The organism is Thalassobacter stenotrophicus, from assembly GCF_001458315.1.
Classification (GTDB): Bacteria; Pseudomonadota; Alphaproteobacteria; order Rhodobacterales; family Rhodobacteraceae; genus Thalassobacter; species Thalassobacter stenotrophicus.
The window spans coordinates 97025-109395 of record NZ_CYRX01000032.1 but is presented as its reverse complement, the minus strand read 5'-3'; the positions used below and the strand labels follow the sequence as shown (position 1 = coordinate 109395).

The 12371-nt window shown below is 60.1% G+C and carries 14 protein-coding genes; 13 read left to right on the top strand and 1 reads right to left on the bottom strand.

Annotated elements, in window-relative coordinates; all coding sequences use genetic code 11:
- Positions 1–98 precede the first annotated feature (98 nt).
- From THS5294_RS14020 to THS5294_RS13985, 9 genes are all read left to right on the top strand, one after another.
- Entirely contained in the window at positions 99–446 is a 348-nt protein-coding gene (locus tag THS5294_RS14020; protein WP_058124231.1) for a hypothetical protein, read from the top strand.
- On the top strand, positions 443–679 hold the full coding sequence (locus tag THS5294_RS18285; protein ID WP_072936730.1) for a hypothetical protein: 237 nt from the start codon (positions 443–445) through the stop codon (positions 677–679). Before THS5294_RS14020 ends, THS5294_RS18285 begins: the two co-directional genes overlap by 4 nt.
- Positions 679–1662 carry a hypothetical protein gene (locus THS5294_RS14015; RefSeq protein WP_058124230.1) on the top strand — a complete coding sequence of 328 codons (984 nt, stop codon included), beginning with the start codon at positions 679–681 and terminating at the stop codon, positions 1660–1662. Before THS5294_RS18285 ends, THS5294_RS14015 begins: the two co-directional genes overlap by 1 nt.
- A 2-nt stretch (positions 1663–1664) precedes the next feature.
- Positions 1665–2834 carry a tail fiber domain-containing protein gene (locus THS5294_RS18775; RefSeq protein ID WP_058124229.1) on the top strand — a complete coding sequence of 390 codons (1170 nt, stop codon included), beginning with the start codon at positions 1665–1667 and terminating at the stop codon, positions 2832–2834.
- On the top strand, positions 2831–3736 hold the full coding sequence (locus THS5294_RS14005) for a carbohydrate-binding protein (RefSeq protein ID WP_058124228.1): 906 nt from the start codon (positions 2831–2833) through the stop codon (positions 3734–3736). The genes THS5294_RS18775 and THS5294_RS14005 overlap by 4 nt, the downstream gene beginning before the upstream one ends.
- Positions 3736–4476, top strand: a complete 741-nt coding sequence (locus THS5294_RS14000) for a hypothetical protein (RefSeq protein ID WP_058124227.1) — start codon at positions 3736–3738, stop codon at positions 4474–4476. The genes THS5294_RS14005 and THS5294_RS14000 overlap by 1 nt, the downstream gene beginning before the upstream one ends.
- Positions 4466–4756 carry a hypothetical protein gene (locus THS5294_RS13995; RefSeq protein WP_058124226.1) on the top strand — a complete coding sequence of 97 codons (291 nt, stop codon included), beginning with the start codon at positions 4466–4468 and terminating at the stop codon, positions 4754–4756. The genes THS5294_RS14000 and THS5294_RS13995 overlap by 11 nt, the downstream gene beginning before the upstream one ends.
- Before the next feature lie 65 nt (positions 4757–4821).
- Positions 4822–5391, top strand: a complete 570-nt coding sequence (locus THS5294_RS13990) for a hypothetical protein (RefSeq protein ID WP_139278650.1) — start codon at positions 4822–4824, stop codon at positions 5389–5391.
- Positions 5391–6638 (top strand): radical SAM/SPASM domain-containing protein, encoded by a 1248-nt coding sequence (locus THS5294_RS13985; RefSeq protein ID WP_058124224.1) that lies wholly within the window; start codon positions 5391–5393, stop codon positions 6636–6638. The genes THS5294_RS13990 and THS5294_RS13985 overlap by 1 nt, the downstream gene beginning before the upstream one ends.
- Positions 6639–6788: 150 nt before the next feature.
- Here THS5294_RS13985 and THS5294_RS13980 read toward each other — a convergent pair whose 3' ends face one another.
- Positions 6789–7769: an exodeoxyribonuclease I gene (locus THS5294_RS13980; protein WP_139278651.1), complete on the bottom strand. Its 981-nt coding sequence runs from the start codon at positions 7767–7769 to the stop codon at positions 6789–6791.
- 160 nt (positions 7770–7929) lie between these two features.
- On the opposite strand from THS5294_RS13980, the gene THS5294_RS13975 reads away from it, so the two are divergent.
- From THS5294_RS13975 to THS5294_RS13960, 4 genes are all read left to right on the top strand, one after another.
- Entirely contained in the window at positions 7930–8835 is a 906-nt protein-coding gene (locus THS5294_RS13975) for a D-2-hydroxyacid dehydrogenase (RefSeq protein WP_058124222.1), read from the top strand.
- A 108-nt stretch (positions 8836–8943) separates the two neighbouring features.
- Entirely contained in the window at positions 8944–9768 is an 825-nt protein-coding gene (locus tag THS5294_RS13970) for a class I fructose-bisphosphate aldolase (protein WP_058124221.1), read from the top strand.
- The gene (locus THS5294_RS13965) at positions 9765–10805 is read left to right on the top strand and encodes a zinc-dependent dehydrogenase (RefSeq protein WP_058124220.1); all 1041 of its coding nucleotides are present in this window, start codon (positions 9765–9767) and stop codon (positions 10803–10805) included. The genes THS5294_RS13970 and THS5294_RS13965 overlap by 4 nt, the downstream gene beginning before the upstream one ends.
- The gene (locus tag THS5294_RS13960) at positions 10798–12354 is read left to right on the top strand and encodes a xylulokinase (RefSeq protein WP_058124219.1); all 1557 of its coding nucleotides are present in this window, start codon (positions 10798–10800) and stop codon (positions 12352–12354) included. Before THS5294_RS13965 ends, THS5294_RS13960 begins: the two co-directional genes overlap by 8 nt.
- The last annotated feature ends 17 nt before the right edge of the window (positions 12355–12371 follow it).

Sequence of the window (12371 nt, the reverse complement as noted above, 5' to 3'; positions counted from 1 at the left end):
CCCATTCGGCCCTCACGCCAAGATGTGCTGAGTGCGCAAACCCTCGCCCAGATCGTCGCCCATAACGAGGTTGGAGCGACGCTCTGCGGGTGGGTGCCATGAGTGTTGCCATCGTTGAAGGCCCTGCCATTCTCGTTGGCTATGCCTATAGGCTGGATTTGGAGGCCGAGACCCCGCTGTTTCCAGAGATCGCCGATATCATCGCGCAGGTGCGGATCAAACCTTCGGCCACCGATATCCTTGCGACCTTAAGGACAGATGATGAAACTTTGACCCGCCAAAGTGATTGCCTGCTGTCTCTGACAATCCCGGCCCCATACACCGCAAACTTGGAACCGGGCTCTGTTGTGCTGGACATGGTTCGTGTGGATGTAAGCCCCACTCTGCCTTTGGGCTTTCTCTTGGAGATCCCTGTGATGCTGCCCGTGACCCGAGGCCTGCTATGAGTGCCTGTCCTCCACAGGGCGTGCGTCCCCCATTCCCCAGCTCAGGCTCCGATGGGTCTTCAGGCGCGGCCCCAATCAAAATCCGCATCGCTATGGGGGCCACGCGGATCCGGCTTCTGGGCACCCCGGGTCCTGATGGCAAGCCAGGCCCCCAAGGGGACAAGGGCGATCAGGGGGATCCCGGCATCACCATTCTGCCCACCGACACACCCATCAACGGAGGCTTTTTCTGATGGCCAATACCATTCAACTCAAGCGCCGCGTCTCAGGGGTCGCTGGTGCACCTGCATCACTTAAATCAGGCGAGCTGGCTCATAATGAGGTCGATGATACGCTCTATGTCGGCAAAGGCGATGATGGCAGCGGGAATGCAACATCGATTGTGTCTGTGGCGGGGAGTGGTGGCTTTGTCGCCAGCGTGGGCAATCAGACCATCGGTGGGGCCAAGACCTTCTCGCTCGTACCAAAGTCCGGCCAAGATGCCAGCGGTGGATCGGACCTCGTTCGCAAGTCGCAGGTCGACAGCCTGCTATCGGCAAAAGCGCCCTTAGCGTCGCCCACCTTCACGGGCTCACCCACGGCGCCGACGGCAGTCACGGGCACGAACTCAACGCAGGTTGCAACGACGGCCTTCGTTAACCAGGCTATTGTCGGCTTTGGCGCCGGCGACATGGCAAAATCCACCTATGACAGCGACAATGACGGCAAGGTGGATGCGGCCGAAATTGCGGATGCGGCACCTTGGTCCGGGATTACCGGCAAGCCGACAAGCTTTGCGCCTTCAAGCCACAGTCATTCCATTGGACAGATCACGGGACTACAAAGCGCGCTTAATGGTAAGTCGCCACTGACCTCACCGACCTTTGGCGGAACTCCAACCGCGCCGACGGCTTCTACCGGCACCAACACCACACAGATTGCAACAACAGGGTTTGTTGCCGCCGCAATCGGTGCGCTGATCGATACCGCTCCCGGAGCCATGAACACGCTCAATGAGTTGGCGGCTGCTCTGGGCGATGATCCAAATTTTGCCGCCTCGGTTACCAATGCGCTGGCAGGCAAACTGGCGGCAGCGTCGAACCTTTCGGATCTACCGAACAAGGGGGCTGCGCGCTCAAACCTTGGGCTGGGGTCCATGGCTTTGCAGAACTCTGGATCTGTCGCGATCACGGGCGGGTCGATCACAGGGATTGCCCTGGATGGGGGGACTTTCTGATCATGACCAACACCCTTCTTGTGAAACGCACCACTGTTGCTGGGCGGATACCCAGCACGGCGCAGCTTGCTCCTGGTGAGCTGGCGATGAATATCGCTGACGGCAAACTCTTTCTGAAACGCATCGCTGGCTCAGAAAGCGTGGTGGAACTGGGGCAGACCGGACCGCGAGGACCGGCAGGGCTGACGGGTGCGCGCGGGCCGACAGGTCCCAAAGGCAATACGGGGGCGACTGGCGCAACTGGGCTACAAGGCGCGACCGGCGCAACCGGCCCAACACCCGCGCATCAGTGGTCTGGGACCAGTCTGCGGTTCTACACCGGCTCGACCTGGGGGGTGTACGTAAACCTGAAGGGAGCGACTGGTGCGACCGGACCAAAGGGCAACACCGGCGCTATGGGCCCCACAGGACCAGAGGGACCCGCCGGTCCAACAGGACCCACTGGCTCAAAAGGAAACACCGGTGCCACCGGGCCGCAAGGCGCGACGGGCGCAACCGGCCCAACACCCGCACATCAGTGGTCTGGGACCAGTCTACGGTTTTATAACGGGTCGGCTTGGGGAGGGTATGTAAACCTGAAGGGTGCGACAGGCGCCACCGGGCCGAAAGGGAACACCGGTGCCACAGGTCCAGCGGGTCCTCAAGGCGCAACCGGTCCAGCTGGACCAACGGGCGTGCGAGGGCTTACAGGAGCGACTGGTGCGACCGGGCCCCAAGGGCCTGCTGGTGCAAACGGCTCACCAGACACAGCCGCTCAAGTGCGCGACAAGCTCAAAACTGTGGACGGCTCGGGTTCCGGGATAGATGCCGACAAGCTAGATGGCCTGCATGCAAGCTCATTTGCCCGGCTGTCTGGGGCGACGTTTAGTGGGACGGTGACCTCCCCGAACTTCGTGTCATCCTCCGACGCGCGCCTGAAGACAAACGTCACGCCAATCTCTGACGCGCTCCAAAAGGTGCAGGCCCTGAGAGGCGTTACCTACAACATGATCGAAGGCGGAAGTCGAGAAATCGGCCTGATCGCTCAGGACGTCCAAGCGGTCGCCCCTGAAGCTGTCGTCGAGACCGAAGGCCTGCTGCGGCTGGCATATGGCAACCTCGTCGGACTTCTCGTTGAGGCCATCAAAGACCTCTTGGCAGAGGTCGAGCAGTTGAAAGGCAAAGACCGATGATCGAGACAGGATTGCACGTCATCTACAACACGACAGCGCGGCTCCACTACGCGGTGGATGTTCAGGATACCTACGCAGGCATCTGTGTTTTTGAGCCATGCCAAGAGGGTCAAGTCGCGCCTAACTATATTGGCGAGATTGCTTGGCAAGACTTGAAGGAGGCCATTGAGGAGCCGCAGGACAGCTTCAACAAGGCTGGATTTGTCGATCTGGAGGGCAACGGCGTCTTTGTGCCCGACCTGCCCGGGTGCCCCCATGGCGCGGTCTACAAAGGCCGCTCCTACATCTTCCTCGACGGCATGGTCGGACACGACGAGCTGACCGACTACGCCCTGATCGACATCATGACCGACAACAACGGCTTTCCTTTGCCGTGGCGCAACCGCTTTGCCCAATCTGCGCGCGAGAAGGTGGACTATTCTTTCCGGCACCGGGCACGGACACAGGCGTCAAACGCCCTTGTGATCTTTATGCCTATCGCCGGGCCATTGTCCGGGGCGCGCGTTGAATTGCTCTGCGATCAAGACCCGATCCTGCTGAACGGGACGCCCGTGGCAAGCCGCATCGATGATGCCTCAATCCCCAATGATGGGGTCTGGTTTAAGCAGTTCTACTTCCACGCGGTGGGAACGGAGGTCGTGCGTGTGCCCGCCGGCGGCCGAGCAGATGTGCCCATTACGTTAAAGTGGAACGGGGATGGGGCGCCCTGCCCCCATGCGCTGACGCTGAAGCTCGACAGCGACGCAGGGTATTTGCCGAAACGCCGCTTAGTAACGGGCGAAGACGGTGTGGGGCGCTTTGCCATTGAGGCCTTGGGCCTCAGCCCCGGCGACCGGATCGCGGTGAAGATCAACACCGAGCACTACACCGCCATCGGCAAGATCCTCCTGGAGGTCGTTTGATGCACATCGAAACCACCTCCGAGATGCAGATAATCTACCCGGCCTTCGTGATGCACAAACACTGGGAGATGCCCGAGGGGTTCAACGACCGGCTGTACGCGCTGGCCGCCAAGGACGCTGTGGCCAACCGCATCAATGACGCGGACGACGGCCGCAACGTGGGCGACCAAACCAACCACCTTGGGCATCTGCGGCACAATTTTTTGATGGATAAGCGAGACCCTGCGATTGCGGCCCTAGCAGAGATGGTGGCTGCGACTGTGCGCGAATATCTGCAGCTCGCCTATGGATACGAGCACACCGGGGATATCTCGATGATGTCCGACACCTTTTGGCAGCGCCGAGCTGACAAGGAAAACGTTGGGATCAACACCCACACGCATATACAGACCGACATCGTCTGCACCTACTATCCCCGAGTAAAGCTGGACGCGGACTGCCCTGAGACCTCACTGCATCGCGGGGCGGTGCGCTTCTATGATCCGGCCAATGTCGGAAAGAGACTGTGGCCGTGCCGCAATCCTGACGCCTACGTCGGCGGCTGGTATGCGGTGGAGCCAAAGGCGGGCTCCATGCTCGTCTTCGAGGGCCACGTGCCCCACGACAGCACGTATTTTGAGGGTGAGGAGCGGATGTGCATTCCGGTGCTTTGCTCGATCAACCTTCCCAATTCTCACTGCAAAGCCGGGCTCGCAGAGATCCTAGCCCATCAAACGCAAGGAGGGCCCCATGGCCTATAAAGTCGGCTCAACCATCGTGATCAGCGACAGCGGCACAATCGATTGGTCCCGGATTAGCGGGAAGCCAGCCATTGGTGCGGGAGACATCACCTCCGTAACGCTAGTCCAGAGCAACCCAACATCAGGCTCCGTCAGAAAGCACGGTGGTAACAATGGCAGCAACTGCAATTGCACGAGCAACTGCTACATCGAAAATCTCTCTGGCGGGGGAACAAGCGGGGCGGTGACGTTCACGGCTCACCGCAACTTCTACAACTGCAACTGCAACTGCCGGTGCTAACAATGGACGCTGCTCACTCTTCCCTTGAGCTCTGGCCGACGCGGGTTTCGTTTTTTGAAGCCCCCGTGGACTGGAGCCTAAACCGCGAGCTGGCAAATGAGGCAATCAAGCGTGCTGATCCTTTGACGCTTAAAGGCGGGCAGGCCGCGCCGGAGCGGCGCGTGCGAGGCATCCTCGAGCAAAGCTCTGCGGGGCAAGTGTTAAAGGCGCACCTTTTTGCCTGCGCGCGCTCCTTGCTGGGTCAATGGGCCGCCTATCTCGACCCGGACCATTGTGAAAACCGCGCACTCGTTATCGCTCCCGGCGGGTTCATCTCAACGCACAAAGACAGCCGAGAAGGCGATTTAACCTGCGTGCACTTTCTGACCGGGGGTGGCGCAGGTCAGCCTATCAATAGCGTCGGAAACCCGCGCTTTGTGATCGAGGACCCCTCGCGCTACTTCGACGAAGGCCGACTGCCCTTTGAGCCGCGCCACGGATACTCCGTCAACCCACGCCCCGGGCTGTCGGTGTTTTTCCCTTCGCATATTCCCCACAACCAGCACCCCCATGCGGGGAGCACCCCCCATGTGCAGGTGGTCGCAAACTTCCGCGTCAACCTACCCGACGACCTTGAAGAAAGGCTTTTTGACTGATGTGGTTTGATCTGACCCTAGAGGCGCCAGATGGTGCTCGACATACCTTGCGCTATAACCCGCATACCTCGGAGTGCGAGGGACTGCAGCTGCCGGTGGAGCCCAGCGCATTTGCCCCCGTGCCAAGGGTGGCGAAAGACAAGCCCCTCGGCAAATCCCGCGCGCCCCGGGTGTTGAAAATCCAACTGGGGCTGTCGTGCAATTACGCCTGCAGCTATTGCAACCAGGCCTTCCAAATCTCAGACGCGACCATCTCAAAACTCAGCGACGTTGAAAGCTTTCTTGCACAGCTTGAGGGCTGGATGACGGACGCACCGGAGCAGATCGAGGTGTGGGGCGGCGAGCCTTTTGTTTACTGGGCAAAGATCAAACGCCTTTTGCCAGCTTTGGCTGAGCGGTTCCCCAACGCCCGGTTTTCCATCATCACCAATGGCTCGCTCTTTGACCGCGAAAAGCTCGACTTCATCGCAAAGTACGACATCGGCATTACGATTTCGCACGACGGGCCGGGCCAGCATCTGCGCGGGCCTGATCCCTTGGACGATCCTGAGAAGCGCCGCTGGATCGACGCGCTACTAGCTGAACGGCCGGGGATGGTCGGCTTTAACGCGGTGATCACGCAGCAGCACCACGATCTGAAGGAGCTGCAAGATTGGTTTGCCGACAAGGTGGGCCCCGAGGCTTTCGTGGGCCTTGAGGGTGTGGTGAACGTCTACGACGCAGCCACAGCGCTCGGCACAGGACGCTTTGAGCCAGCCCAGCTTCGAGGCCTCACGCAATCGATTTTTGAGGCCTTGGCAAACGACCCAGAAGCCTTTGGTCTTGGAGACCGTATAAACGAGTTCTACCAATCGATCCAACGGCGCCGCAGCATTGATGGCCTTGGACAGAAATGTGGGATGGACCGCGAGGACACTATCGCGGTCGACTTGCGCGGCAATGTTATGACTTGCCAAAATACCGGTGCACAGGGCGAGCACAAAATTGGTCACGTCGAGGACTTTGATGCGATTGCGCTCGACACCGGGACGCATTTTGCTTTCCGAGAGGAATGCATGTCCTGCCCCGTCGTCCAGCTCTGCAAGGGGTCCTGCATGTTCCTCGAAGGCGAGTTCTTCAAACAATCCTGCGCCAACGAGTTTGCGTTTAATATGGGGATTTGGATGGCGGCGGTCTGGCATTTGACGGGGATGGTGGTGGGTGGGGTTGCGGTTGCGGTGGAAGGCGGGGGCCCGCTGTCCTCGTGATCGTAACGAGCTGGTTGACCGGCCGCGCGGCGGCGGGTTTTGCGGCTGGCGGCGCGGGAGTATGCTCGCCAGTGGCGGAATGCAGCCGGGAAGACCCACACGATGGATCAAGTGGCGTTAGAAATGACGCGCCATGCCGTCGGCGCGAATTTATGCGTCAATTTCTGAGATTCTTGCGTGATAGAAGTCTTGAAGTGCACAAATCCGATCCTGGTCTAGCACCTCACTATTGGCAATCTCGTGGAGTTGTTTTTCTACCGTTGCCTTAGTTGTCCATGGCGTGGATGGCTCGTTGGTCAGCCAGCGATCTCGGATCGCTGCGCTTGCTGCTGATCGGTAGCTCATAGTTGCAAACTCTGAGGCATTAGAGAAGATAAGCCGCATACCCAGTTGCTTGAGGCGGATGTCGTCCAGTTGAGCGACAATTCGAGCGCGGTCACGCCAGTCGGCGGCGATGAAATCTTCAAGGACCTGTTTGTCACCGGTGCTGTAGAATCCGTCATAGATCAACTGTTCGACGTGTTGAGCTGGCTCTTTATTCGCATAGCGATCGGCCAAAGCCTGCCCCACTCGTTTATGAAATTCAGGGTGCGCAGAAACTAGCTGGGCGAGCGAACTATGCGCGGCGCTGGGGGTGGCAACTGGGAAAAGGTTCGGGACTTTGTTTATCGAAATCGTCCGTATCAGCTTGGGTGATGCAGAAACAGCTTTGGCAAGATCTTGATTGTTGGCATCGATGATAGAACCATCGCAGAGGTCAAGGTCGAGGAAAGCCACAGAGTTCCTGTTCTGCGGGTTTGTGCCTGCGTAAGCTCCGAAATAGGATCGTGGAGGTGCCGCGCCAAATCGTTCTATCAGGCACACGGGATGCCCGCTTTTTAGCAATCGATCAACCTGGTGTTTGTCGCGGTTCAACAAGCATTGATCCCAGACCGTAGGCGCACGCTTGCGAATGAGTGATGCGATATGGATGGTCGCCTCCACGTCGCCGAGGGCATCGTGGGCGTCATGATTGGTAAAGCCGTTTGCCGGAGCGAGTCTATCTAGTTTGAAACTTTCGCGCCCAAGATCATCAAATGGCCATTCGAGTGCATTAGGCTCACGATCCCGGACTGCGTAGATCACCTTCATGAGATCTAGGCGGTCATTGTTGTCAAACTGGGTTTGATACAAATTGGGATGCAGATTCTGATAAAACGACTGCCTGAGAAACTCGTAAGCGGCGTCTGCGCCCCACCGGAGTTCAGCTTGACGGCTCCTCGATCGAGAGACGCTCTCTCCAGAAACGCAGCTGCGAACGCTATCTTTCCCTCATGAGCTTATCACCTATGGCAAGACCGCTCCGGGCGATGTAGGCACGCGCATTGCTGATGCTGATATCGTCATCACCAACAAGGCACCGGTAAGACGCGATGCCATCGCGCAGGCACCCAGGCTCAAGCTCGTCGCTGTTGCGGCCACCGGGTACGACATCATCGACGTCGCAGCCTGCCAGGAACGCGGCATTTCCGTGTGCAACATCCGCAATTATGCGGTGAACACTGTGCCCGAACACACTTTCGCGCTGATCCTCGCCCTGCGGCGCAGCATCCTAGCCTATGCGGATGCTGTTCGCCGAGGCCGATGGCAGGAGGCGGGTCAGTTCTGCTTCTTCGACTATCCAATCCGCGATCTCGCCGGCTCGACCCTCGGTATCATCGGCGATGGCGTGCTTGGTCAAGCCGTCGCCGACATCGCCCGCGGCTTCGGCATGCGAGTGCTGTTCTCCGCCTACAAGGGCTCAACCGGCATGGGTCCGCTCTACACCCCTTTCGAGGATGTGCTCCGCCAGAGCGATGTCATCACGCTGCACTCTCCGCTGATGCCATCGACCCGCAACATGATCGCCGCTCCGGAATTCGCCCTTATGGAGCGTCGGCCCCTGCTCATCAACACGGCCCGCGGAGGGCTGGTGGACGAGGCTGCCCTGGCGGATGCGCTCACAGCCGGACAAATCTCCGGCGCTGCCTTTGATGTGGTCACGGCGGAACCGCCAGCTGCGGATCACCCATTCATGCGCCTGCTGGACCGGCCCGACTTCATCCTTACGCCGCACGTAGCTTGGGCGAGCAGCGAGGCTGTCCAGGGGCTCACGGACCAGCTGTTTGAGAACATCGAGCTGTTTCGGGCCGGCAACCCAAGGAACCTAGTCGCGTAAAATTGGCACAACCAATTGATGTTTGGACTTGTACCTCAGCCTTGATTGGTATAACCAAATCTAGTCCCAGTTTCGTCGGCAACATCCGACCTGCATTAAGGAGCCTCTATGTTTCTCGGGAAAGAAGTTCGTCTGAACCGGATCGTGAATCCCAAGTCTGGCCGCATGCTCGCCGTTACGGTTGACCATCCGATCACCCGCGGGATGATGCCCGGACTCGTGGATATCCGCTCTGTTATGCGCAAGGTTGTAGCCGGCAAGCCTGACGGTATCACCATGCACAAGGGCATCGCCGAGAAGGTGTTCGCACCCTATGCCGGCCAGGCCTCAATCATCTTGAAGGCTAGTGCCTATTCCGTGCAGTACCATCCGACGTACGACACGCCCGTTGCGGACGTGGAGGAAGCGGTGCGCTTTGGCGCTGACGCTATTTCGGTGGGCTGCATCGTCGGCGGCCCCGATCAGGCCCAGCAGCTGACATTCCTTGGCAAGATCTCCAAAGAAGCAGCGTCGGCCGGCATGCCGCTTGTCGCGCACATCTATCCGAAGGGCGCTCTGATCAAGGATCAGCACGACGCTGAGGTGTTGGCCTACGCGGTGCGCGCTGGCGCCGAGCTTGGCGTCGACATCATCAAAACCATGTGGTCTGGTTCAGCCGAGAGCTTCCGCTCGGTGGTGGATGCCTGCCCGTCCATCGTGGCTCTGGCTGGTGGCGAGATGGGCGAGACTCTGGAGGACTATTTGCGCATGACCCGCCAGGCACTCGATGTTGGTATGCGCGGTGTTACCTATGGCCGCTTCGTGTGGTCTCACCCGCATACCTCCGCCGTTATCAAATCCTTGTCCGCTTTGATGCACGATGACGCCAGCGTCGAAGGAGCTCTCAAAGTTTACGAGCGCGCCCTTGAAGAAGAGAAGGATCTCCAGAAATGAAGGCAGCAGTTCTTCGCGCTCCCGACGACGTCGTCTTGCAGGATGTCGCAACCCCGTCCGCCGGACCCGGTGAGCTGATCCTGAAGGTGAGGGCCGCAACCGTGTGCGGGACAGATATCCGCATCTTGCGTGGCCGCAAAACCAAGGGCGTCCGCTTCCCGTCCGTTCTCGGCCACGAGTTCGCGGGCGAGGTGGTTGAGGTAGGGGCAGGCGTCTCGCAGTTCTCCTGCGGTGACCCGGTGTCGGTTGATCCTGTCATTCCCTGCCGCAAATGCGCCTATTGCAAAACCGGCCGGGAGAATGTCTGCCAGAATCGTCAGGCCATCGGATACGAGTTCGATGGGGCTTATGCCGAGTACCTGAGGGTGCCGGCGCTGGCGCTTGATTCCGGCAACGCAGCCCGTATCCCGCAGGGGATGCCGTTCGAGGCGGCGGCTTTGGCGGAACCTCTGGCGTGCTGCATCAATGGTTTGCGCAATGTCGGCGTTGAACTCGGTGACGTGGTGGTCATCCTCGGGGCAGGGCCGATCGGGCTCATGCATGCGGCGCTTGCGCGTCGGGCCGGGGCACGCCTGGTCATCGTCAGCGAGCCCAACCAGATGCGCCGCGAGGCTGCCCTCGAGCGCGGCGTCGACATCGCCTGCGATCCGACCAAGGAGGATTTGGCAGGGGTAATCCGCGGGGTGACTGACGGTCTCGGCGCGGATGTGGCGATCCTAGCCATCGGCGTTCCGGCGCTTGCTAACGAGGCGCTGAAGCTCGTGCGCAAAGGTGGCCGCGTCAACCTCTTCGCGGGGTTCTCGGCGGGTGACATGGCGACGTTCGATGTCAATCTCGTGCACTACAACGAGATCGTCGTGACCGGAGCCAGCGCGCTGCGTCGGCAAGATTATGAGACGGCTCTCAACCTGCTCGCAGGCGGGCTCATCGATGCCAACTCGCTTGTCACCCATCGCTTCGGATTGGCAGATGCTGTCGAGGCGCTGAAGGAGGCAGAGAGTGGGCGGGCGCTTAAGGTGGCAATCCGCAATGACTGAAGCCTTCCTCGGGGTCGATGCTGGAACGAGCGGGATCAAGGTTTGTGCCTTCACGCGCGAAGGCCGCTTGGTTGCGAAGGCACACCGGGCGGTTCCCGTGGTCACACCTTATCCGCTCTGGGCCGAAATCGACCTCGACCGCTATTGGGCGGCCACCGCCGATGCTATTCGGGAGGTTGCCACCCGCGTCCCTACGATAAGCTCGATTGGGCTTGCCACAACTTGCCCGACGACCATCCTTCTCGACGAGGAGGGTCAGGCAATACGGCCGGGCATCCTTTACCTCGATGGCCGGGCCCAAGCAGGTCTTGAAAATGTGGTTGGTGCCGACGCTGAAGCAGAGGTGCAGCAGACCGGCAACCGGGCTAGCACGTCTACCTGCTGGGCAGCCAACCTGGCCTGGGTCCGTGAGAATGAACCGGGTGCTTGGGCAAAAGTGCGGCGGGTTACTATGCTTAACGGTTTCCTGGCTCGCCGGCTAAGTGGCCAGGACGGCATCGAGCCGACCCAAGCGTCTTACTCGGGTCTGATGCGTATTGCTGATCCCGAGCCGTCGTGGAGTCGCGACCTCCTAGCCAGGTGGGGACTCGATGGGGCTATCCTGCCAGAAATCAGTGGCTGTACCGATATGATCGGTCGAGTGACGGATGAAGCCTCCATCCTGACTGGAGTTCCGGCCGGCATCCCCGTAGCGCTCGGCGCTGCCGACACGGCAGCGGCTTCCTTCGCGGTTGGCCTGATGGACAGCGGCGAGGTTTTCGAGTCCGTCGGCACGTCCGGGGTCATTACCTTCTGCCTTGACCGTCCGGACTTCGAGCCGTCATTCCTGCATCGCCATCATATCGTGCCCGGCCGCTGGCTCGCCCACGGGGCAATGTCGACGCTGGGCGGTGCGTTCGGGTGGCTCAACAACAAGGTCTGGCCGGAGCTCAAGACTCTTGCCGAGCTGGAGCGCCTGGCGCAGGAGTCGGTTCCAGGAGCCAACGGTCTCTTGTTCCTGCCCTACCTTGCCGGCGAGCGGAGCCCCATCTGGGATGCGGAGGCGAGCGGCAGCTGGCTCGGGCTTCTCCTCCGACACAGCCGACAGGATATGGTTCGCGCGGTCTTTGAGGGCACGACGTTCGGCCTTCGGCAGATTCTGGAGCGGGGTTCCGCCAAATGGGGCAAGCGCCCGGAGCGCATGCTCAGTGTAGGCGGCGGAGCGCGGAACAAGTTCTGGGGGCAGATGAAGGCGGACGTCCTGAAGCTCGACTATATCATGTCTGATATGCCTGATGCTGCGGCACTGGGAGCGGGCCTGCTTGGTGCCATAGCGGCAGGGCTGTTCACGGGCAGTGATGATAGGGAGCTTCCGTTGATCTCGGCCAACGCAACAGCGATCAGGCCCGGGTCCCAACGGACGATCGAGACCTACGACCGCATGTTCACGATCTTTGACGCAGCTTACCCGCAACTGTGCGACTTGATGCATGCTCTCGCAGATCGTAGTTCTGGCCCGTACGCGGATGAAGAGGCGCGGCCCCGGCTTGGGGTACGAGCCACTGGGTAAAAGGAACTACGTTTTCA